This window comes from Pseudomonas sp. MDT1-16, assembly GCF_054898115.1.
Map to the genome: position 1 here is coordinate 693,698 of NZ_CM142717.1, position 21,898 is coordinate 715,595.

General features: G+C 59.8%; 16 protein-coding genes and 2 pseudogenes. 7 read left to right on the plus strand and 11 right to left on the minus strand.

Annotated features, from left to right (window positions below; all coding sequences use genetic code 11):
• Positions 1 to 4: 4 nt before the first annotated feature.
• Genes ACYZT3_RS03155 through ACYZT3_RS03165 form a run of 3 tightly spaced genes read right to left on the minus strand, consistent with a single transcriptional unit; the run spans position 5 to position 1,765 of the window.
• Entirely contained in the window at positions 5 to 280 is a 276-nt protein-coding gene (locus ACYZT3_RS03155) for a phosphopantetheine-binding protein (protein ID WP_282379834.1), read from the minus strand.
• Entirely contained in the window at positions 258 to 1,070 is an 813-nt protein-coding gene (locus ACYZT3_RS03160; protein ID WP_282379832.1) for a lysophospholipid acyltransferase family protein, read from the minus strand. The genes ACYZT3_RS03155 and ACYZT3_RS03160 overlap by 23 nt, the downstream gene beginning before the upstream one ends.
• Entirely contained in the window at positions 1,046 to 1,765 is a 720-nt protein-coding gene (locus ACYZT3_RS03165) for a beta-ketoacyl synthase chain length factor (RefSeq protein ID WP_282379830.1), read from the minus strand. Before ACYZT3_RS03165 ends, ACYZT3_RS03160 begins: the two co-directional genes overlap by 25 nt.
• Before the next feature lie 360 nt (positions 1,766 to 2,125).
• Here ACYZT3_RS03165 and ACYZT3_RS03170 point away from each other — a divergent pair, with 360 nt between their 5' ends.
• The gene (locus ACYZT3_RS03170; protein WP_462031486.1) at positions 2,126 to 2,896 is read left to right on the plus strand and encodes a ParA family protein; all 771 of its coding nucleotides are present in this window, start codon (positions 2,126 to 2,128) and stop codon (positions 2,894 to 2,896) included.
• Between the two features lie 7 nt (positions 2,897 to 2,903).
• On the opposite strand, the gene trxC is transcribed toward ACYZT3_RS03170, so the two are convergent.
• Positions 2,904 to 3,338: a thioredoxin TrxC gene (trxC, locus tag ACYZT3_RS03175; RefSeq protein WP_462031487.1), complete on the minus strand. Its 435-nt coding sequence runs from the start codon at positions 3,336 to 3,338 to the stop codon at positions 2,904 to 2,906.
• 195 nt (positions 3,339 to 3,533) lie between these two features.
• Here trxC and ACYZT3_RS03180 point away from each other — a divergent pair, with 195 nt between their 5' ends.
• Positions 3,534 to 3,830: a type II toxin-antitoxin system HigB family toxin gene (locus tag ACYZT3_RS03180; protein WP_282379825.1), complete on the plus strand. Its 297-nt coding sequence runs from the start codon at positions 3,534 to 3,536 to the stop codon at positions 3,828 to 3,830.
• On the plus strand, positions 3,827 to 4,228 hold the full coding sequence (locus tag ACYZT3_RS03185; RefSeq protein ID WP_462031488.1) for a helix-turn-helix domain-containing protein: 402 nt from the start codon (positions 3,827 to 3,829) through the stop codon (positions 4,226 to 4,228). Before ACYZT3_RS03180 ends, ACYZT3_RS03185 begins: the two co-directional genes overlap by 4 nt.
• A gap of 6 nt (positions 4,229 to 4,234) precedes the next feature.
• Here ACYZT3_RS03185 and selO read toward each other — a convergent pair whose 3' ends face one another.
• From selO to ACYZT3_RS03210, 5 genes and pseudogenes are all read right to left on the minus strand, one after another.
• Positions 4,235 to 5,698 (minus strand): protein adenylyltransferase SelO, encoded by a 1,464-nt coding sequence (selO, locus tag ACYZT3_RS03190; protein WP_282379821.1) that lies wholly within the window; start codon positions 5,696 to 5,698, stop codon positions 4,235 to 4,237.
• Between the two features lie 48 nt (positions 5,699 to 5,746).
• Positions 5,747 to 9,097, minus strand: a complete 3,351-nt coding sequence (gene mscK / locus ACYZT3_RS03195) for a mechanosensitive channel MscK (protein WP_462031489.1) — start codon at positions 9,095 to 9,097, stop codon at positions 5,747 to 5,749.
• Between the two features lie 34 nt (positions 9,098 to 9,131).
• The gene (locus tag ACYZT3_RS03200) at positions 9,132 to 10,874 is read right to left on the minus strand and encodes a potassium/proton antiporter (protein ID WP_282379817.1); all 1,743 of its coding nucleotides are present in this window, start codon (positions 10,872 to 10,874) and stop codon (positions 9,132 to 9,134) included.
• Between the two features lie 169 nt (positions 10,875 to 11,043).
• The gene (locus ACYZT3_RS03205) at positions 11,044 to 11,916 is read right to left on the minus strand and encodes a methyl-accepting chemotaxis protein (protein WP_371925560.1); all 873 of its coding nucleotides are present in this window, start codon (positions 11,914 to 11,916) and stop codon (positions 11,044 to 11,046) included.
• Positions 11,899 to 12,735: pseudogene (locus ACYZT3_RS03210) on the minus strand (MCP four helix bundle domain-containing protein); the annotation flags it as partial. The gene ACYZT3_RS03205 and the pseudogene ACYZT3_RS03210, both read right to left, overlap by 18 nt.
• A 209-nt stretch (positions 12,736 to 12,944) precedes the next feature.
• Here ACYZT3_RS03210 and ACYZT3_RS03215 point away from each other — a divergent pair.
• From ACYZT3_RS03215 to ACYZT3_RS03230, 4 genes and pseudogenes are all read left to right on the plus strand, one after another.
• Positions 12,945 to 13,175 (plus strand): hypothetical protein, encoded by a 231-nt coding sequence (locus tag ACYZT3_RS03215; protein WP_282379813.1) that lies wholly within the window; start codon positions 12,945 to 12,947, stop codon positions 13,173 to 13,175.
• On the plus strand, positions 13,172 to 13,474 hold the full coding sequence (locus tag ACYZT3_RS03220) for a cell division protein ZapA (RefSeq protein ID WP_282379811.1): 303 nt from the start codon (positions 13,172 to 13,174) through the stop codon (positions 13,472 to 13,474). Before ACYZT3_RS03215 ends, ACYZT3_RS03220 begins: the two co-directional genes overlap by 4 nt.
• A gap of 145 nt (positions 13,475 to 13,619) precedes the next feature.
• Positions 13,620 to 14,645: pseudogene (locus ACYZT3_RS03225) on the plus strand (HAMP domain-containing protein); the annotation flags it as partial.
• A gap of 135 nt (positions 14,646 to 14,780) precedes the next feature.
• Positions 14,781 to 15,512 (plus strand): methyl-accepting chemotaxis protein, encoded by a 732-nt coding sequence (locus ACYZT3_RS03230; protein ID WP_462032332.1) that lies wholly within the window; start codon positions 14,781 to 14,783, stop codon positions 15,510 to 15,512.
• 127 nt (positions 15,513 to 15,639) lie between these two features.
• Here the strand turns inward: ACYZT3_RS03230 and ACYZT3_RS03235 are convergent, their stop codons facing one another.
• Positions 15,640 to 17,442 (minus strand): acyl-CoA dehydrogenase, encoded by a 1,803-nt coding sequence (locus tag ACYZT3_RS03235; RefSeq protein ID WP_462031490.1) that lies wholly within the window; start codon positions 17,440 to 17,442, stop codon positions 15,640 to 15,642.
• Between the two features lie 147 nt (positions 17,443 to 17,589).
• Positions 17,590 to 21,540, minus strand: coding sequence for a trifunctional transcriptional regulator/proline dehydrogenase/L-glutamate gamma-semialdehyde dehydrogenase (putA, locus tag ACYZT3_RS03240; RefSeq protein WP_462031491.1), 3,951 nt, complete (start codon positions 21,538 to 21,540; stop codon positions 17,590 to 17,592).
• Positions 21,541 to 21,898: the final 358 nt, after the last annotated feature.

A 21,898-nucleotide genomic window follows, 5' to 3' on the forward strand; every position in this document is an offset into this window, starting at 1 on the left:
GGTCTCAAGCTGCCTGTTTTGCAGTGACGAACGCCGCAAGGCTCGTCACGTTGCTGAAATGATTGCGGGTGTCTTTGGCGTCGGCGTCGATTTTGATGCCGTATTTCTTCTGGATCGCCAGGCCGAGTTCCAGGGCGTCTACCGAATCCAGGCCCAAGCCTTCGCCGAACAGCGTCTGGTCGTCGCCGATGTCTTCGACGCTGATGTCTTCCAGGCCGAGGGCGTCGATGATCAGCAGTTTTATTTCCTGCATTAGGCTAACAGTGTGCAGATCGCTCATCTTCGGCGAGCTCCTTAATAAAGTAAGTGTGCAAATAGTCATTGAGCTTGCGCGAGGCCTGTGGAGCAGGGCCCAGCGCGGCGAAGGCTTGTGGGTCTATATCGGCCCCGACACGGAAACTGAAGTGCACGCGACGTTTGGGGATCCGATACCAGGGTTCGGCCTTGGTCAATGTGGTCGGACTGACCTTGATGATTACTGGGGTAAGGATTTTCGCACCGCGCAGCGCGATCGCCGCAGCACCCCGATGGAACGCCGGCGGCTGACCCGGTTGGGTGCGCGTGCCTTCGGGAAAGATGATCAGGGTCTGGCCGCTTTTAAGCGCATCGGCAGCGGCATCGAGCATGTCCATGCTGCCGTCGTTGCTGATGTATTCGGTGCTGCCTAGCGGGCCGCGGGTAAAAGGGTTCTCCCAGAGGCTTTTCTTGACCACGCAGTTGGCGTGGCGCACCAGGCCGATCAGGAACACCACATCGATCAGCGACGGGTGATTGGCGATGATCATTTGCCCGGGCCGACCGAGTTTTTCGGCGCCCTGGATGTCGTAAGTCAGCACGCCGGTGCGAGCCATGAATCGCACAAAAAACCAGAACAGGCGAGCGACGGTCTGCCGTGCTCGCCGCCGGTGTGTCCGGGCATCGCCGGGCAGGCAGTTCAGCAGCGGGAAAACCACCAGGCGCAGGCACAGCCCACCCAACCCGAACAGGGTGAAGCTTGCGGCGGTAGCCAGCAGGCGCCAGTAATAGGCGTCGCGGTTTTTATCGACTACAGGTTGCGTTGCCAGGTCCATACACGATTTTTCCAGGCATGTTGGCAGGTTGTCTGCTGGCCGAGCAGGGTACTCAATAGGTTCAGGGCATGGGGCCAGTGGGCTTTGGACAACTCATCCGAGGTGCTGTTCAGGGACAGCTGCCAGTCGTTGCCGGGGGTGATCAGCAGACCGACCGCGTAAGGGAACGGCACGTCGTCGATCCAGGTCGAGTAGGCTTCGGGCGGTTGCTCTTCGGTGACGATCAGCAGTACCGCGGGTGCGCCTTCGCCAAGCAAAGCCGCGGCCTCTAGCATGCCGTGTTCAAGGCCATCGCCGGCTGCTGCGAGGGCAGTCATTTCGCTGGTTTCACCCCGCATGATCGACCACAGGCCGATGATCGCGTTGTGCACGGACAAGCTGAATTGAGTCGGCGACAGCGGCTGATCGGCAGCCAGATCGCTGAGAATATCGAAGGTGCGTGGTGTTTCGCCGTGGCGAGAAATAAAGACCAACGGTAGGTCCTGCCGACCATCGGCCAAAGGCCAGCCGACACTGAATGCCATCCGCGCCAGACGACTGAGTCGACGGCGCTGCATGGCCGGCAGAAACGAGACGTCGGGGGCGGCATCGCTGCTCGCAAGCACGACCGGTTGTCGGCTCCAGGCCTGCCAATCGTCCACGCTTTCGAGCCCAGGGGCCCACGCGCGCCATTGGGCGATGTTGAAGTTGATCACAGAAACTCATCCCGCCCCTGCGGGCTTCCTTGACGCGGTGAGACGCAAAAAAAGCGAACTACCTTTCGTGGCGCTTGGCGCCGAGTGGCGCGCATTATCCCGTTGCGGCGAGCGTGTAGCAAATGATGGTTACATTTTGCTCAATGAAATGTACTGGCTAGTTCGTGCGCGGCTGTCATTTGGCCATTATCCACACAGGGGCCGGCCTGTTTGTCGGCTTTGCCAGCAAGGAATGCATGAGTTCATGGTTTTTTCCGCGTGAGATCACACCTGACTGTGTAGTCCCGATGCCGGCGAGGTAGCTAAGCAGCGCCGTGGACTACTACACTCGGTCATTCTTTGATACACGGAGGTTTTGACATGCGGCGCGTGGTGTTCAATCAGAAAGGTGGCGTAGGCAAATCCAGCATTGCCTGCAATCTGGCGGCGGTTAGCGCGAGCGAGGGCTATCGCACCCTATTGGTGGATCTCGATGCTCAGGCCAACTCCACTCAGTACCTGACAGGGCTCACCGGTGATGATATTCCGATGGGCATTGCGGACTTTTTCAAACAAACCCTGTCTTCCGGACCGTTCTCGAAGAAAAACCAGGTCGATATCTACGAAACCCCGTTCGACAACCTCCACGTCATCACCGCTACCGCCGAACTGGCTGACTTGCAGCCCAAGCTTGAGGCCAAACACAAGATCAACAAGCTGCGCAAATTGCTTGAGGAACTGGACGGCGATTACGACCGGATCTACCTCGATACTCCGCCAGCGCTGAATTTCTATGCCGTTTCAGCCTTGATTGCCGCTGATCGTGTGCTGATCCCCTTCGATTGCGACAGCTTCTCGCGTCAGGCGCTGTACGGCCTGTTGGCAGAGATCGAAGAATTGAAGGAGGACCACAACGAAGGGCTGGAAGTCGAAGGGATTGTCGTTAACCAGTTCCAGGCTCGCGCCAGTCTGCCCCAGCAAATCCTCGACGAACTGATCGCCGAAGGCCTGCCGGTGTTGCCGGTGTACCTGGGTAGTTCGGTGCGCATGCGTGAATCCCACCAGGCCAACACGCCGCTGATCCACCTCGATCCGCGTCATAAACTGACGCAGCAATTCGTCGATCTGCACAACCTGCTGGAAAACACCTGACTGTTCGTCAGATCCCTTGGCTACGCAACCAGCTCATCAACTGCGGCAACGGGAAGGCCCCGCTCTGGCGTGCGACTTCCCGGCCGTCCTTGAACAGAATCAGACTCGGGATCGAACGGATCCCTAGCTGCGTCGAGAGCTGCTGGTTCGCCTCGCTGTCCAGCTTGGCCAGCCGACACTTACCCGCCAATTGCACCGCCGCCTGCTCAAACACTGGCGCAAACGACTTGCACGGCCCACACCAATCCGCCCAAACGTCCACCAGCAACGGCAGATCGCCTTTGATCTGGCTGGCGTAATCGCTTTGCTTCAACTCGAACGGTTTGTTCAGCAAGACCTCGGCCTTGCAGCGGCCGCATTTTGGGTGGTCGTTGAGGCGCTCGGCGGGGATGCGGTTGAGGCCGTTGCAGTGGGGGCAGGGGATGAGGAGTGGGTCAGTCATGCGGATGGTCCTGTTAAAGAAGCCGATCACTCCTATTTGGAGACGTTTGCTCATATTTCAATCGTGCAGCGTCAGGCGATAAAACTAGGCTGAGTCGTGCTGGGCGAGACCGTTGGTCTGCGCACTACTATCGCAACTTGCGATATTTTTGGTCTGTGATTAACTACCCATAGCAGAATGCGATAAGGATGTTGCATGCATGTCATTTCCGAAAAACGAATACGTGAAGCCAAGACCAAATGGCCAAATACAGCCACCGCATTGGATTATTGGTATCAATTGGCCAAAGGAAGTAAGCCATCGGATTTTGCGGCGATGAGAGCCATCTTTCCTGCTGTCGACAAGGTGGGTGAGCATCACGTTTTCGATATCGGTGGCAATAAATTGCGGCTGATCGCTTTTGTCAGGTATCGATCGCAAAAGCTTTATATCAAGCATGTGCTGGATCACCGCGAATATGATCGCGGAAAATGGAAGGAGGAAAGAGCATGAGTGTTCTGATCAAAAGAGCTGCCGAGCATTGGGAGTTTGTCTCGCCTGTGCTGCGCAAACCAAAAAATGAAGACGACTATGACATGTTGACGCGGGCGCTGGACGAGTTGCTCGAGATGACCGGTGATGACGAGTCCCATCCGCTGATGAGTCTTGTGGATATCATCGGTGACTGGATCGAGGAATGGGATCACAAGCATCACCCAATGCCGAAGCCCAGCGGTGTCGACGTCCTCGGCTACTTGATGCGCGAGCACGGTCTGAGCCAAAGCGACTTGCCCGGTGTCGGCGCCCAGTCTGTTGTCTCCGAGATTCTGAGCGGAAAGCGTCAACTCAACCTGCGGCAGATCCGCTGGTTGGCCGAGCGCTTCGGTGTGTCAGTGGAGACCTTTATCTGACCAGCCTCACGACGAACAACTGATCTCCAGATGCTTGCCCCACTCCGGCGGCCGTTCGGCATAGCTCTCCATCCCTGGTTGCTCCTCGAACGGATTGCTCAGCACTGCGTGCAGCCGACGTACCTCGGAATAGTCGCCACTCTGCGCCGCATCGATGGCTTTCTGCGCCAGGTAGTTACGCAGGATGTACAGCGGATTGACGGCGTGCATCCGTTTGCGGCGCTGTGTCTGATCAACCTCGCCGTCACGAGCAACCCGGGCGATGTAGCGCTCACCCCAGGCATCGAATCCCTTGATGTCGACGAAGTCATCACGCAAACGGGCGACGGCCAGTTCAGGTGACTCATCGCCCAAGCGGCGGAAGAACAGGCTGTAGTCGACGCCGCTGTTCTGCATCAGTTGCAGCAGCTGTTCCAGCAGTTTTTGGTCATCGTCTTCGGCCGTGGTGAAGCCGAGGCGGCGGCGCATCAGGTCCAGGTAATGGGCCTGGTACAGCGGCAAATACAGGCCGAGGGTTTCGCGCAGGGCTTCGACGCTGATAAAGGGCGTCAGGGCCTGGGCCAGGGCGCTGAGGTTCCACTGGCCGATCGGCACCTGGTTGCTGAAGGAGTAACGACCCTGGTCATCGGAGTGGTTGCAGATGAAGTTAGCGTCGAAATCATCGAGGAACGCGAACGGGCCGTAGTCGAAGGTAATGCCCAGGATCGACATGTTGTCGGTGTTCATCACCCCATGGCAGAACCCATAGGCCTGCCATTTGGCGATCAGTTCAGCGTTGCGCTCAACGATTTCACGGAACATCGCCAGGTACGGTTCAGGCTGTTCCAGGCATTCCGGGAAATGCATGGCCAGCACGTGCTCGCCGAGCTCTTTCTGCTTCTCGGGACGTTTAGTGTAGTAGAAATACTCGAAATGCCCGAAACGCACATGGCTCGGCGCCAGGCGCAGGACCATGGCCGCGCGCTCCTGTTTCTCGCGCCAGACCGGCGTGTCGGAGCCGATCACGCACAGCGCGCGGGTGGTCGGGATGTTCAGGGCATTCAGCGCTTCGGAGGCGAGGAACTCGCGGATCGAGGATCGCAGGACCGCCCGCCCATCACCCATGCGCGAAAAGGGTGTCTGGCCGGCACCCTTGAGGTGCAGGTCCCAATGCTCGCCGGCCTCGTTGTAGACCTCGCCCAGCAGCAGACCGCGACCATCGCCCAACTGCGGGTTGTAGGAACCAAACTGATGACCGGAATAGACCATCGCCCTCGGGACCGCGTCGGCCCAGAGCTTATGGCCGCTGAACAGTTCGGCGAACTCCGGGGTTTCGGCCACGGCAGGGTCGAGGTCGAGCAGCGCCATGGCGGCGGGGCTTGCCACCACCAGACGCGGGTTGTCGATGGGTTCGGGCAGCACGTGGGCGGAAAACGTATCGCCCAGGCGGGCGAAACGATTATCGAAGGTCAGTTCGTCGAGGGCTTTCAAGGGCCATCTCCAGCAGAATGTCCGAGCATTCTGCTAGGGATAGGGCGGTTAGTCGAGTTTGGCGGCCGGTGGCTCTTGAGGCGCTTGACCATCCGTCTTAGGCACAATGGTTTTGGCTTCCGGGTCGACCGGCACCATCCTGTATTCCTGACCCTGGATGTTCTTGAGGTAAACCTCCATCTGCCGGAACGAGATGTTGATGTGCTGCTTCTTGAACTCGCGGTTGATGAAGCGGTTGACTTCATCGAGCACCGGGTTACGGTCGCCGAGGTCGCGCACATGCATGCGCAGTTCATGATCGAGGGTGCTTTCGCCGAAGTTCAGGAAGTACACGTGAGGCTCGGGATCCTTCAGCACACGCGGGTTTTCACGGGCAGCCTTGAGCAGCAATTCCTTGACCAGGTCCAGGTCCGAGCCGTAATCGACGCCGAGTTTGAGGGTCACTCGGGTGATGGTGTCGGTCAGGGACCAGTTGATCAGTTGCCCGGTGATGAACGTCTTGTTCGGGACAATGATGTCCTTGCGGTCGAAGTCGGTGATGGTCGTGGCGCGGATACGGATCTTGCTCACCGTGCCCGACAGGTTGCCGATGGTGATCGTGTCGCCGATCCGCACCGGGCGTTCGAACAGGATCATGATCCCGGAGATGAAGTTCGCGAAAATTTCCTGCATCCCGAAACCGAGACCTACCGATAGCGCCGCCACCAGCCATTGCAACTTGTCCCAGCTCACGCCAAGCGTCGACAGGGTCGAGACAAAACCGACGCCAGCGATCACGTAAGACAGCAACGTGGTGGTGGCGTACGCACTGCCCTGAGCCAGGTTCAGCTTTGACAACACCAACACTTCCAGCAGGCCCGGCAAGTTGCGGGCGAGGGCGAAGGTGATGCCGATGATGATCAGCGCGCCGAGCATGTCGCCAATGCTGATCGGCACCATGCTCATGTTGGCGCCGGTGCCGCTGGTGTATTCGTAGAGGGTGACGTTGTCCAGGTACGAGAACACCGAGATCAAGTCGGACCAGGCCCAATACAGCGCCGCGATGAAGCCGCCGAGCAGCGCCAGACGGATCAGGCGCAGGGACTGTTCGTTAACCTTCTCGATATCCAGCGTCGGCTCTTCGATCACCGCTTCGCCGTCGCCGGCCTCTTTCGCGGCCTGGCGTTTGGCCAGGGCGCGCTGGTAGGCCAGACGCCGTGCCGCCACGCTAAGGCCTCGGACGAAAGTGGCTTCGATCACCAGCCAGAACATCAGCAGGTACAGGGTGTTGATCAACCGGTCGCTGAGCTTCAGCGCGGTGTAGTAATAGCCGAAGCACACCGCCACGAATAACGCGACCGGCAGGACGGTGAACATGATCCCCACGGCCTTGCGGAACAGCGAAGCGTTCTGGTGAGTCGGGCTGCTGATCAGCAAGCGGCTGAGCAGCCAGGCCATCAAGGCGTAGCAGGTCAACACCACCGGCATGCCGAGCACGTCATCGGCCAGGGTCGCGGGTTGCAGTTCGGCAACCGCCACCACCGCGACGAGGGCCATCACCACCAGCCCGAGCCGGCGGACCCAACCTTGAAGGAATTCGACCTGGGGTTTTTCCCAGCGGAAATGCAGTTCGGCCACGCCGCCTGGCGCGAGGATCCGGTAAGCGGTGTAGAACACCAGCCAGGCCTGAGCCATTTGCAGCAACGCCGCGCCCATGTTCGCGTTCTGTCCGCGGGCGTCGATTTGCAAGGCCAGGCCACACAAGGCCAGGCCCAGAGACACCGGCATCGCCAGCAAAATGTTGATCAGAATCGCCTGCGGCGTGTGCCACTGGCTGTCGCGCTTGAAGTGACCGATGTCCTGGTGAACCTTGTTCAGTCGGGCATAGAGGTTCTTGCGCCGCCACAACAGGGCACCGATCAGCAACGCCAGCGGCAGGAACAACAACGGCCGCTGGGTCAGCCCGTCACTCAATTCGCTCAGGCTCGAGGCCCAGGGCAGGGTGGTGACCTGACGCTCCAAGCGTTCCGGCACGGCGCGCATCCATTCCAGGTCCAGCGGCTTGTTGCTGGGAATCCAGAACATTTGCTCATCGAGGGTCGCCCGCAGGCTTTGGGCAGTGCTGAGTAATTGTTTCTGATTGAGTTGCAACGTGATGGATTCGTTGAGCACCGCGCTCAGTTCGCGGTTCAGGCGCTCCAGCAGATCGGCGCGGGTCGTGGCCAGTTCCAGCAGGCTTTTGCGCAGCGGCGGGGTGACCTGCTCCGGCGGCTGGGTAGCCAGCAGATTGTCGACGTAAGTGGCCGGGTTGCTGAGCAGTTCCCGTTGCTGGCTGACTTCGAATTGATAGAGGCGAATGTCGGCGATCTGGTCGGCCAGGTCGCGGTCGAGCTTGAGGAGTGGCAGGGCCTGTTTCTGTTTGTAGAGAATCTTGGAGAGCAGCAGGCTGCCCTTGAGCACGTTGATTTGCTCGTCCAGCGCCGAATCGCTTTGGGTCACGTTGTCCAGCTGCTGCTTGGTCTGCAGGTTCTGCTGAGTGACTTCGTTGAGGCGGTCAGTGCTTTTGAGCAGGTAGTCCGAGAGCTTCAGATTAGCCGCGCTTTCGGTGGCCAGCAGCGTGCTGCCGCCAGACTTCTGCGCTTCGATGGACTGCTGCGTCACGGTCTCTTGGGACTGCGCCAGACGCTTCTGGTTGATCAAGGTTTGTAGCGCCTGGATTTCCTTATCCAGGCGATCGGATTTTTCCGAGAGCAAGTCATGCTGGCTGTTGCCCAGGTCCTGCAGTTGGTTGTTGCCGGCCAGTTCCTGGCGCCGCAACGGGATCAGGGCATTCAGCGCCGCGAGCTCGGCGTTGAGCAGGTCGCGTTGCTCGGGGGTCACGGTCTTGCCGTTGTCCTTGCCGGCCTTGAGGATGTTGTTGATCTGCTGGATGCGCGTCTGGCTGGTAGAAATTTCGGCTTGGGCGCGCTCGGGGCGGGTTTGGGCGGTAGTGACCAGGCTGTTGGCGTCGGCCAGGGCCTTCTGCAGATCGCTTTGCTGGGTGGAGCGCTCAGTGAGCATCTGCTCCAGTTGCTGAATAGGCTCTTTGGCATAGCGTTGCGGCACCGGCAACACGTTGGTGGCTTTGAGCTTGGTCAGTTCTCGCTGGTTCTCGATGTTCTGCTTCGGGGCGCTGGCCAGTTGCCGTTTGAGATCGGCCAGCTTCTGCTCGTAATCACGCTGGTTGTTGAGTTGTGTCAGCGTGTTTTGCAGGATGGTTTGCAGGGCTTTCTGATCGGCTTCCGGCAGTTTGCGGTCGGCGATCTTGTTCAGGTTCGCCTGCACGGCTTCGCTGGACGGCGGTTCGGCCGCTTGCAATGTACCGACAGAAAGACTCAAGCCCAGCAGGGCGATGATGAAAAAGGTGCGCAGGGTTGACATAGAGACCGATCGAAAGCGAGACGAAGAATGGAGTTTAGAGGAACAAGCCCGGACCGGGGCGACTTCCTTCGGGGAATCTGACGCCCACTTTGCCGATCTTGTTCCCCTCCATGACCGCGACGGTCCAAATGGTGTTGTTCCACTCCACCTGGTCGCCGACCACGGGTGCGCCGCCCACTTTCTGGGCAATGAAATGGCCCAGGGACATGTCCGGATCGATGCCTTCCACTTTCAATCCGTACAACGCAGCAACCGCGGCCAGCTGGGCGTCTCCTTCGAGCACGAAGTCGCCGAAGAAGCGCAAATCGAGGCCTCGTTGCGGTGCCTGACTGAAGAGTTTTCCGAGGGCCGGAAGGTTGTGTTCATGGCCGATTACACACAGCAAATCATCGACTTCGAGCACCGTACTACCCGACGGATGGAGCAGTTGCTGGCCACGAAACAGGGCTGCAATGCGAGTACCTTCGGGCATTTTCAGTTCGCGAAGAGGCGAGCCGATGCACCATTTCTCGGCGCCGAGGCGATAAACGAACAGCTCCCACTCACTGGTGACGTGCACTTCCAGGGCGGCGCGGGAGATCGGCGCAGGCTCCGGCGGAACGGTCACTTTCAAAAGCTTCGCCACCCATGGCAGGCTCGTGCCCTGCACCAGCAGCGACACCAACACGATAAAGAACGCGAGGTTGAAGTAGAGCTGGGCGTTGGGCAGGCCGGCCATCAGCGGGAACACCGCCAGAATGATCGGGACCGCGCCGCGTAACCCGACCCAGGAAATGAACGTTTTCTCGCGCCCATGGAACGCCTTGAACGGCAGCAGACCGACCATCACCGACAACGGCCGGGCAAACAGAATCATCCACAGCGCCAGACCCAGAGCGGGCAGGGCAATCGGCAACAAGTCATGGGGCGTCACCAGCAACCCCAGCACCAGGAACATGCCGATTTGCGCCAGCCAGGCCATGCCATCGAGCATGTGCAAAATGCCGTGGCGGCTGCGCACCGGGCGGTTGCCGATAACCAGGCCGCACAGGTACACCGCCAAAAAGCCGCTGCCGTGCAAGGCGTTGGTCAGGGCAAACACGACCAATCCGCCGGCAATGACCAAAATCGGATAAAGGCCGGTGGCCAAGTGGATACGGTTGACCAGTTGCAGCATGACCCAGCCGCCACCCAGGCCGATGACGGCACCGATACCGAATTCACGAATAAAGTGCCCGAGCAGACTCCAGTGCAGACCGGTCTGGCCGCTGGCGAGCATGTCGATCAGGGTTACGGTGAGGAACACCGCCATCGGGTCGTTGCTGCCGGACTCGATCTCGAGGGTGGCGGTGACCCGTTCGTTCAAGCCTTTGCCGCCGAGCAGCGAGAACACCGCCGCGGCGTCGGTGGAGCCGACGATCGCGCCGATCAGCAGGCCCTGAATCAGGTTCAGGTTGAACAGCCAGGCGGCTGCCATGCCGGTCAGCCCGGTGGTAATCAACACCCCGACCGTCGCGAGCGACAGCGCCGGCCATAACGCCACGCGGAAGCTGGTAACCCGGGTGCGCAAGCCGCCGTCGAGCAGGATGACTGCCAGGGCGAGGTTGCCGACCAGATAAGCCGTTGGGTAGTTATCAAAAACAATGCCGGCACCGTCGACACCGGCCGACATGCCCACCGCGAGGATGATCACCAGAATCGGGATACCGAGGCGCGATGAAAGTGAGCTCACCAGAATGCTCGCACCTACCAGCAACGCGCCGATCAAGAACAGGCTGTTGATGGTCGTCGCATTCAAAGGCAGTACTCCAGGAAGCTGAAAGGCGGGCACAGACTGACCATGCAGTCTGCGTGCCAGCGATTCTAACCTGTTGAAATGTGATGCTGTCAAAAAGGTTTTGCAGCAGCGGGAGGCACAGCGAGGGTGATCGTTCCCACGCGGGAGCGTGGGAACGATCAGTTACGGGTTAGAGGCTAAACCGCCCAACCATATTGTTCAGATCCAACGCCAACCGCGACAACTCATTGCTGGCAGCACTCGTCTGATTCGCCCCGGTTGCCGACTGCACCGACAGATCACGAATGTTCACCAGATTGCGGTCCACTTCGCGGGCCACCTGCGCCTGCTCTTCGGCGGCGCTGGCGATCACCAGGTTGCGTTCGTTGATTTCGACGATCGCACTGTTAATAGTGTCCAGCGACATGCCAGCACCACGGGCAATGTTCAGCGTCGACTCGGCGCGCTCGGTGCTGTTGCGCATCGAATCCACCGCGTGCTCGGTGCCGCTCTGGATGCTGCCGATCATGCGTTCGATTTCGCTGGTCGACTGCTGAGTACGATGGGCCAGGGCACGAACTTCGTCAGCTACCACGGCGAAACCACGACCGGCTTCACCGGCACGGGCTGCTTCGATGGCCGCGTTCAACGCCAGCAGGTTGGTCTGGTCAGCCAGGCCGCGAATCACGTCCAGCACTTTGCCAATGTCACGGGACTCATTGGCCAGGTCGCCGATCAGGGTCGCGGTGCTCTGCACATCGGCGCTCATGCGTTCGATGGCGCTGACGGTTTCCTGCACCAGGTCACGGCCATCACCGGCAGAGGTGGTGGCGTTCTTCGAGGCTTCGGACGTGCTGACGGCATTGCGCGCGACTTCTTCCACGGCGCTGGTCATTTCATTGACGGCGGTGGCGGCCTGTTCAATTTCGTTGTTCTGCTGGGTCAGGCCACGGGCGCTTTCGTCAGTGACACTGTTGAGTTCTTCAGCGGCGGACGCCAGTTGCGTGGCAGAGCCGGAAATCCGTTGCAGGGTGTCGCGCAGCTTGTCCTGCATCTTCGACATGGCCAGCAGCAAACGACCGGCTTCGTCCTCACCGTCGACAGTGATCGGGCGAGTCAGGTTGCCTTCGGCAATTTCTTCGGCGGCGCTCAGGGCATTGGCGATCGGCTTGGTGATGCTGTTGGTCAGCAACCAGGCGAAAAGCAGGGTCAGGCCGGTAGCGATCACCAGCAGCGTGACCACAAGATTGAATGCTGAGGCGTACTGGTCGGCAGCTTGCTGATTGGTGTCGACGGTCTGCTGAGTGTTGATCTCCAGCAAACGGTTGAGCACGGTGTTGACTGCTTCGGAATTGGTCAGCAAATCAGTGTTGAGCAGGGTGCGCAGTTCATCCACTTGATTGTTGCGCGACAGGCTCTTCATGCGGTCTTCGATCTGGCGGTACTGCCCCAGCAGTTGCACGTACTGATCATAGGCCGCACGCTCCTGTGGGCTGGCGATCAGTTTTTCGTAGACCGTCTGAGCCACTCGGATCTGCTGATTACGTGTTTCCAGCAGGTCCAGGGTTTTTTGCTGGACTTCTGGCTCGCGGTTCACTAATAGGCGATAAGACAAGACGCGCAAGCGCAGGGTCAGTTGAGTGAACTCGTCGAGGCTTTTGATGCTCGGTACGCTGTTCGAGGTAATCTCCTCGGCGGCGCCGCGAATCTTGCTCATCTGGTTCAGGGCGAACACCCCCAGGATCAGCAGCATGGCGCCAATCAGGGTGAAGCCGAGGAACGCCCGCGGTGCGATATTCATATTGCGAAGGGACATGGTGTTTACCGAAAAAAGCGCATCCGTGCGGCGCTGAGACTGACGTATGGGTGACTTATCGGTCATACGACTAAAGTCTTGAGCCTCTGCGCGTATTTGTCGCACAACCGCCCGGGCGACGAAGTGCAGGAACCAGATCCGCCAATCACAGTCTTTAAAGTTCGCGAGGAAGGTCGCCCGCCAGCAAAATCAAGGCCTTGCGCCTGGATAACCCTGGCATCCATGGTGACTTTTCTTTATCGTACGCGCCCCTTGAAAATGCTTGGAAAATCAAAATGTTGGAAGCATCCCTAAGCCAATTGGAACAGCTGGTCAGCGACCTGGTGCAACAGAACCAGACCCTGCTCGGCACCCACCAAACCCTGAGCGCAGAATTGGCCCAGGCCAAGGATGAAAACGAAAGCCTGCAGCTGAGTCTGATGGAGCAGGAAGAGAAGCAAGGTGCCACTGCGGCACGCATCCAGGCCCTGGTTGAGCGCGTCAGCGCCGGCCCAGTCAGCGCATGAGTCACGGCGCCGCAGGGGTAAAAGTCGTCTCGATCCTGGGGGAGGACTATTCGATCAAGGCGCCGGCCGGGGAAGAGCAAACCCTGCTGGACGCCGCATTAATGCTGAAGGCTGCCCTGGCCGACACCAAAAAGAAGTACCCGACGCTGATCGGTGACCGCTTGCTGGTGCTGGCGGCGATGAATCTGTGCTCCCAGCAGATCGAAATGCAGAAACGGCACAAGCAGGAACTCGACCGTTACCAAGAGCAAGTCAGCGCCACGGTTGAAGTGATCTCCAAGACGATCAATCAGGCCTGATCGGCTTTGCGCACAACCAAGGAATAAATTGTCGTTTGCATTGTATACAATCGGCACGGCTGTTGCAGTGTTTCAGCCTCTTATTCTTTGGGGGTGCTCCATGCAGTTCTGGCGACGCAGTATTCAATGGCAGTTGATCCTGAGTATGGGCACCGCCCTGCTGGTCAGCATTCTGATCGTGGTTGGCGTTTATACCCTCGTGGTCAACCGTCTCGCCCAGCGCTATCTGGTCGAACAAGCGCTGCCGTCGAGCATCGAAGCGATGCGCAACGACATCGAGCGAATCCTCGTTCAACCCCTCACCGCCGCCAAGGACATCGCCAGCAATAGCATGGTGCGCGACTGGTTGGCCGGGGGCGAAAACAGCGCCCAGACCGCCACGTTCGTGCGGTATCTGGAAGGCATCCGCGCCGAGCACAAGGCCTTTACCGCGCTGATCGTCGGCACTCCCTCAAGCAATTACTTCACTGAAAAAGGTCTGGACCGGACCCTCAGCCGCTCCAACCCCAAAGACGCCTGGTTCTACTCGTTTCTCGACAGCAATCAGCCGCGAACCCTCAATATCGACAATGACACCGCGACCGGAGAATTGGCGCTGTTCATCGACCTCAAAGTCGAGCAGGCCGGCAAAGTCGTGGGCGTTGCCGGGCTTGGCCTGAGCATGAAAGAGCTGTCGGAGTTGATCCACAACTTCAACTTCGGTGAGCGCGGCAAGGTCTATCTCGTGCGTTCCGACGGTTTGATCCAGGTTCATCCCGAGGCGCAATTCAGCGGCAAACGCACGTTGGCCGAGCAAATTGGTGCAACTGCCGCACAAGCGGTGATGGGTCAAAAAGTTGCCACCAACAGTAGCTTTGTCCGCGACGGCGAAGATTATCTGGCGCTGAGCCTGCCGCTGAGGGACTTGGGCTGGACCCTGGTGGCCGAAGTGCCGCAGTCGCAAATCTACGCCGAAGCCCGCCGCGCCATGTGGACCAGCAGCGCCATCGGCCTGGCGGTGGCGCTGGTCTGCCTGTTGCTGGTGGTGTTGCTGGCCCGCGGATTGGTGCGCCCGATTCGTCAGGTAACAGCGGCGCTTGTAGCCATCGGTAGCGGTGGGGGAGATTTGACCCACAGGTTAGATTCCAGTCGCGCCGATGAGCTGGGTGACCTGGCGCGTGGCTTCAATCGGTTCCTGGAAAGTCAGCGCGACATGATTGGCGAAGTGCTGACCACCAGCGAGCGTTTGCGCACGGCAGTCGGCCAAGTGGCGCGGGTGGTGGACAACACCGCCGAACGCTCCGGCCGTCAGCAGGAAATGACCGACATGGTCGCCACCGCCGTCCACGAAATGGGCCTGACGGTGCAGGAAATCGCCCAAAACGCCGGTAACGCCGCGATGGCTTCGCAAAACGCCCGTGATGAGGCGATGCAGGCGCGAGAAGTGGTGGGCGGATCGATCCGGCATATTGAAAGCATGTCTGCCGAAATCGGCCTCGCCGCGAGTGCGGTGGGTGAGCTGGCCCATCAAGTGGCGTCCATTGATCAGGTGTTGGCGGTGATTCGCGGGATTTCCGAGCAGACCAATTTGCTGGCGCTTAACGCGGCCATTGAAGCGGCGCGAGCCGGGGACATGGGCCGTGGGTTTGCCGTGGTGGCGGATGAGGTGCGCACGTTGGCGCGGCGGACTCAGTCGTCGACTGATGAGATTCAGCAGATGATCGGCAGCCTCAAGCAAGGCGCGGAGAATGCGGTCTCGTCGATGCATTCGGGGCAGGCGGCGACGGGCACTGGGGTTGAGTCGAGCCAGCGCACCGGGGCGTCGTTGACGGCGATCACCGGGCAGGTCGAGCGGATCAGCGACATGAACCATCAAGTAGCGACCGCGACGGAAGAGCAGTCGGCGGTGACCGAAGAGATCAACCGCAACGTGCAGGGGATTTCCGATTTGGCTCGGGCAACGGCTGGGGAGGTCAGGGCTTGTCGTGAGGATTGCCAGACGTTGCAGCGGTTGGCGGATGATCTGGCGCGGCAGATGGGTAGTTTCAAACTGAGCTGATACTTGTGACTGATCGTTCCCACGCTCCGCGTGGGAATGCAGCCCGGGACGCTCCGCGTCCCATTGGAACGCGGAGCGTCCCCTGAGGCATTCCCACGCAGAGCGTGGGAACGATCAGTGTGAGGGATCAGAACCACTCATCCTGCATCCCCAGGCACACATCATCCCGAGCCTCAAGAATCGCCAGCTCATGGTGGCAACCCGGCACTTCCCACGTCAGGAAGTACCGCGCCGCCTGCAGCTTGCCCTTATAGAAGCTCGCATCCGCCGCATTCCCTTTGGCCAACCCTTCTTCGGCGCGAATCGCCTGTTCCAGCCAGCGCCAGCCAATCACCGTGTGCCCGAACACCTTCAGGTACAGCGCCGAGTTCGCCAGGCTGCTGTTGACCTTGCCTTGCCCCAAATCCGTCAGCAAACCAATCGTCACTGTTTGCAGGCGTGCCACCAGTTTCTCCAGCGGTTCACGCAGCGCGGTTAACGATTCATACGCTTGAGCGCGCTCGGCGGTATCGGCGATCAGTCGAATCAGTTGCTTGAGCCCAGAACCACCGTTCTGCGCCAGTTTACGTCCCAGCAAGTCCAGCGACTGAATGCCATGAGTGCCTTCATGAATCGGGTTCAAACGGTTGTCGCGGTAGTACTGCTCAACGGGATATTCGCGGGTGTAACCGTGGCCGCCAAGAATCTGGATCGCCAGTTCATTGGCCTTCAGGCAAAACTCCGACGGCCAGGATTTGACGATCGGTGTCAGCAAATCCAGCAACTCATGGGCCTGTTTGCGCTCGGCTTCAGTCTCAAGGGTCGTGGTGTCATCGAACAGCCGCGCCGCGTACAGCCCGAGGTCGAACGAGCCTTCGACGTAGGCTTTCTGAGTCAGCAACATGCGTTTGACGTCGGCGTGCTGAATGATCGCCACCGGCGCGGTGTTCGGGTCCTTGCTGTCCGGCACGCGACCCTGCGGACGCTCGCGGGCGTACTCCAGGGAATACAGATAGCCGGCGTAACCGAGCATCACCGCGCCCATGCCGACGCCGATCCGCGCTTCGTTCATCATCTGGAACATGTAGCTCAGGCCATGGTGCGGCTTGCCCACAAGGTAGCCGACACACTCGCCGTTATCGCCGAAATTCAGTGCAGTGGAGGTGGTGCCGCGCCAGCCCATTTTGTGAAACAAGCCGGCCAGCAGCACGTCGTTGCGCTTGCCGAGACTGCCGTCATCGTTGACCAAAAACTTGGGCGCGATGAACAGCGAAATACCTTTTACCCCGGCCGGTGCGTCCGGCAATTTCGCCAGCACCATGTGCACGATGTTTTCCGACAACGGGTGATCGCCGCCGGAGATGAAAATCTTATTGCCCTTCAGGCGATAGGTGCCGTCAGGCGCGGGCTCGGCGCGGGTACGAATATCCGACAGCGACGAGCCAGCATGCGGCTCGGTCAGGGCCATGGTGCCGAAGAAGCGGCCATCGATCATCGGTTGCAGGAAACGCTGTTTCTGCTCCTCGGTGCCGAAACTTTCGATCAGGTTTGCCGCGCCCATGGTCAGGAACGGATAAGAGGTCGACGCCGCGTTGGCCGACTGAAAGTGCGCGAAGCAGGCTTGGGACAACAGCGTAGGAAGTTGCATGCCGCCGGCGTCGAAACTGCGCGCGGCGTTGAGGAAACCGGCTTCAAGGAAGGCATCCACCGCCGGTTTCACCTCCGGAATCAGAATAGCCTGACCGTCTTCATAGCGCGGCTCGTTCTCGTCACCCTTGCGGTTGTGCGGGGCGAAGAACTTCTCGGCGATGTTGCGGGCAGTGCCGATGGCAGCGTCGAAGGTCTCGCGGTTGTGTTCGGCGAAACGCTCGCGCTGAGTCAGGCCCTCGGCATCGAGGACTTCATACAGCTCGAAAGCCAGATTGCGGGAACTGAGCAGCGTCTCGGACATGTCGGCCTACCTTTTTTTGGAATGGACCGAGTCTAGGCGTGGGAAGGGCGGAGTGAACAGGATGATTGATGAGCGTGATGGAGGGGCAAAACGAGGGTAGGACATGATCGTTCCCACGCAGAGCGTGGGAACGATCACGAGGAGGGTTTAGCCAATAGTCATCAAACTGGCATTACCACCCGCCGCAGCAGTGTTAACACTCAATGCCCGCTCGATCACCAGACGCTCCAACGCAATGTTGGTCTCGCCTTGCGACAAACCATGAACCCCGACAATTGCACCGGCACGCTTGGCCACCTGCTGGCAGACCGCACGCAGCTGATCGGAATGGCCGTGATGCAGAGCCGCATCAAACAGCACTTCGTCCTTACTCCAGTCGGAAACCAGCTTGATCCTTGCCTGAACTTCCTTCGGCAGACGTGCGAACAACGCCTTGGTCAATTCAGCTTCCGGCCATACCGCCGAACCGCCGACGGCCAATACCGCCGCCAGTTGCGTCAGCAGATCGCCTTCGACTTCCGCCAGGCACAGCACGTGTTCGCGCGGCAGGATGGCGTAGCTGTTGCGCTCGCCGGTCGGGCCCGCCAGAACACGGGTGATCCCGCTTTGCGATTGCGCCGCGAACTGCACGCACAGGGCGCTTAGGTCGGCAAACTTGTTGCTGTCAGCCCAGGCTTGCAGAGCCTTCAGCGGCTTGCTCATGGCATCACGCAGACGAACATCCGGGGCCGCGATAGCATCACCGCGAGCGAAGGACTGTTCGATCGCATCGGTAGGGCGCGTCGACAACAGACGGTACAGGTACAGCGGACCACCCGCCTTCGGCCCCGTGCCCGACAAACCTTCGCCGCCGAACGGCTGCACGCCGACCACGGCACCCACGATGTTGCGGTTCACGTAGACGTTACCGGCGTTGACGTTGTCGATCACCTTGGCGATGGTCTCGTCGATGCGCGTGTGCACGCCGAGCGTCAGGCCGTAACCGGAAGCGTTGATCTGGCCAATCAGCTGATCGATGTCTTTGCGCTTGTAGCGAACCACGTGCAGCACCGGGCCGAAGATCTCCCGTTGCAGCTCATCGAAGCTTTCCAGCTCGATCAACGTCGGCATCACGAAGGTGCCGCGTTTGACTTCTTCGGTATTGGCGATTGCCACCTGGTACACGCTGCGACCTTTGTCGCGCATGGCCTGGATGTGTTTCTCGATGCCCGCCTTGGCTTCGGCGTCGATCACCGGGCCGATGTCCACGGACAGGCGCTCAGGATTGCCGAGACGGCATTCAGCCATGGCGCCTTTGAGCATTTCGATGACACGGTCAGCGGAGTCTTCCTGCAAGCACAAGACGCGCAGCGCCGAGCAACGTTGACCGGCGCTGTCGAACGCCGAGGACACAACATCGATCACCACTTGTTCGGTGAGTGCCGAGGAGTCGACGATCATCGCGTTTTGGCCACCGGTTTCGGCGATCAGCGGAATCGGGCGACCTTGAGCATCCAGGCGACCGGCGACGTTGCGTTGCAGCAAGCGAGCGACTTCGGTGGAGCCTGTGAACATCACACCTTTGACCCGATCGTCACCAACCAGACGGGCACCGACGGTTTCGCCGCGACCCGGCAGCAGTTGCAGCACACCTTCCGGAATCCCGGCTTCAAGCAGCAAGCGCACGGCCTGAGCGGCGACCAGCGGGGTTTGTTCCGCAGGCTTGGCCAATACCGGGTTACCGGCGGCCAGTGCGGCAGCGACTTGACCACTGAAAATCGCCAGCGGGAAGTTCCACGGGCTGATGCAGACCACCGGACCCAGTGGGCGGTGGGCGTCGTTGGTGAAATCGTTGCGAGCCTGCACCGCGTAATAACGCAGGAAGTCCACGGCTTCACGCACTTCGGCGATGGCGTTGGCGAAGGTCTTGCCGGCTTCGCGAGCCAACAGGCCCATCAGCGGCTGGATCTCGCCCTCCATCAAATCGGCGGCACGTTCCAGAATCGCGGCGCGTTCGGCGGGCGGAGTGGCCTGCCAGATCGGCGCGGCGCTCAAGGCGCACTGGATCGCATTGTCGACGTCTTCGACGGTGGCTTCCTGCACATGGCCGACCACATCACGCAGATCGGACGGGTTCAGCACCGGCGCCGGCGTTTCAGTGCTGGACGCGCAACCGAGCATCGGCGCAGCTTTCCAGTGGTTATGAGCGGTCGCCAGCAGGGCGCAGGACAGGGAAGCCAGACGATGTTCGTTGGCCATGTCGATGCCGCTGGAGTTGGCGCGCTCGGCACCATAAAGATCACGCGGCAGCGGGATACGCGGGTGCGGCAGGCCGAAGCCGCCTTCCAGCGTCGCCATCTGCTCGATGCTGGCCACTGGATCGGCCACCAGCGCCTGAATCGAGATGGACTGATCGGCGATCTGGTTGACGAACGAGGTGTTCGCGCCGTTTTCCAGCAGGCGACGCACCAGGTACGCCAGCAATGTTTCGTGAGTGCCGACCGGTGCGTACACGCGGCACGGACGGTTCAACTTGCCTTCGGAAACTTTGCCTACAACCTGTTCGTACAACGGTTCACCCATGCCGTGCAGGCACTGGAACTCGTACTGGCCGGGGTAATAGTTCTGACCGGCGATGTGGTAAATGGCCGACAGGGTGTGGGCGTTGTGCGTGGCGAACTGCGGGTAGATGACTTCCGGTACCGACAACAGTTTGCGAGCGCAGGCGATGTAGGAAACGTCGGTGTACACCTTGCGGGTGTAGACCGGATAGCCTTCCAGGCCTTCGACCTGGGCGCGCTTGATCTCGCTGTCCCAGTACGCGCCTTTCACCAGGCGAATCATCAGGCGATGACGGCTGCGACGCGCCAGGTCGATTACGTAATCGATCACGTACGGGCAACGCTTTTGATAAGCCTGGATCACGAAACCGATGCCGTTCCAGCCGGTCAGTTGCGGCTCGAAGCACAGACGCTCCAGCAGATCCAGCGACAGCTCGAGACGGTCGGCTTCTTCGGCGTCGATGTTCAGGCCGATATCGTATTGCTTGGCCAGCAGGGTCAGCGACAGCAGGCGCGGGTACAACTCGTCCATCACACGTTCGTACTGGGCACGGCTGTAGCGCGGGTGCAGGGCCGAAAGCTTGATGGAAATGCCCGGGCCTTCATAAATCCCGCGGCCGTGAGACGCTTTGCCGATCGAGTGGATGGCTTGTTCGTACGAGGCCAGGTACTTCTGGGCATCGTGCTCGGTGAGTGCGGCTTCACCCAGCATGTCGTAGGAATAGCGGAAGCCTTTGGCTTCGAACTTGCTGGCGTTGGCCAGGGCTTCGGCGATGGTTTCACCGGTGACGAACTGCTCGCCCATCAGACGCATGGCCATGTCGACGCCCTTGCGGATCATCGGCTCGCCGCTCTTGCCGATGATGCGGCTCAGCGATGAAGTCAGGCCGGCTTCGTTGTGGGTGGCGACCAGTTTGCCGGTCAGCAGCAAGCCCCACGTAGCGGCGTTGACGAACAACGACGGGCTGTTGCCCAAGTGCGGGTGCCAGTTGCCGGTGCTGATCTTGTCGCGGATCAGCGCGTCACGCGTGCCTTTGTCCGGGATGCGCAGCAGCGCTTCGGCCAGGCACATCAACGCCACGCCTTCCTGGGACGACAGGGAAAATTCCTGCAACAGGCCCTGAACAATCCCGGCACGGCCGCCGGCGCTTTTCTGATTGCGCAGTTTTTCGGCAATCGAAGAGGCGAGTTTGTTAGTGGCTTCGGCCATCGCAGCAGGCAGACGCGCCTGTTCGATAAGCATCGGCACCACTTCCGGCTCAGGGCGACGGTAAGCAGCCGTGATCGAAGCGCGCAGCACCGATTGCGGCAGGATGCTTTCGGCGAATTCGAGGAAGCATTGGTGGGCGTGATCCAGAGGCGCATCGACGACGTCGTCGGAATCCTTGGTCAAACCGCTCAGCTCGGTCAGGGTTGCACCACCCTCGAGTTTTTCCAGGTAATTGAAAATTGCCTGCTTGATCAGCCAGTGCGGCGTGCGATCAATCGAGGTCGCGGCGGCCTTGAGGCGCTCGCGGGTCGGGTCGTCAAGTTTGACCCCAAGGGTGGTGGTAGCCATATTTTTATCCTCATGTTTGCCACGACCGCGTGGCATCAGCTGGCGGCAAGATTAGCTGCGCAACTCTCGAGGTGCAACCGGGTGCAACCCTTTTTTTGTCGGAATAATAAGCAGTTCGTCAGGAATTAAATTCCGGTACGAACGTACCGCTCCTGCTTGGTGCTTTTGCTTCTAGTAAATCGCGTGGACTGCGCTAAAAGGGAGCAAAAACAGGACTTTTTCAGATAAATCCGACTAGGTGCAACTTATTCTCACGAAACTGGTTGCACCTTATTTGCTTTGTTGAATAGCATTCGCGCCCAAGGTGCAACCAGTCAAAAAAGACAGGTGCCCCGGCTGATGGCTTTCCTGGGGAAAC

Bases quoted from the DNA above. Each gene is read 5' to 3' on its own strand.
- ACYZT3_RS03155 (WP_282379834.1), bottom strand. From the start codon at position 280: ATGAGCGATCTGCACACTGTTAGCCTAATGCAGGAAATAAAACTGCTG.
- ACYZT3_RS03160 (WP_282379832.1), bottom strand. From the start codon at position 1,070: ATGGACCTGGCAACGCAACCTGTAGTCGATAAAAACCGCGACGCCTAT.
- ACYZT3_RS03170 (WP_462031486.1), top strand. From the start codon at position 2,126: ATGCGGCGCGTGGTGTTCAATCAGAAAGGTGGCGTAGGCAAATCCAGC.
- trxC (WP_462031487.1), bottom strand. From the start codon at position 3,338: ATGACTGACCCACTCCTCATCCCCTGCCCCCACTGCAACGGCCTCAAC.
- ACYZT3_RS03180 (WP_282379825.1), top strand. From the start codon at position 3,534: ATGCATGTCATTTCCGAAAAACGAATACGTGAAGCCAAGACCAAATGG.
- ACYZT3_RS03185 (WP_462031488.1), top strand. From the start codon at position 3,827: ATGAGTGTTCTGATCAAAAGAGCTGCCGAGCATTGGGAGTTTGTCTCG.
- mscK (WP_462031489.1), bottom strand. From the start codon at position 9,097: ATGTCAACCCTGCGCACCTTTTTCATCATCGCCCTGCTGGGCTTGAGT.
- ACYZT3_RS03205 (WP_371925560.1), bottom strand. From the start codon at position 11,916: ATGTCGAAGATGCAGGACAAGCTGCGCGACACCCTGCAACGGATTTCC.
- ACYZT3_RS03215 (WP_282379813.1), top strand. From the start codon at position 12,945: ATGTTGGAAGCATCCCTAAGCCAATTGGAACAGCTGGTCAGCGACCTG.
- ACYZT3_RS03220 (WP_282379811.1), top strand. From the start codon at position 13,172: ATGAGTCACGGCGCCGCAGGGGTAAAAGTCGTCTCGATCCTGGGGGAG.
- ACYZT3_RS03230 (WP_462032332.1), top strand. From the start codon at position 14,781: ATGGTCGCCACCGCCGTCCACGAAATGGGCCTGACGGTGCAGGAAATC.
- ACYZT3_RS03235 (WP_462031490.1), bottom strand. From the start codon at position 17,442: ATGTCCGAGACGCTGCTCAGTTCCCGCAATCTGGCTTTCGAGCTGTAT.
- putA (WP_462031491.1), bottom strand. From the start codon at position 21,540: ATGGCTACCACCACCCTTGGGGTCAAACTTGACGACCCGACCCGCGAG.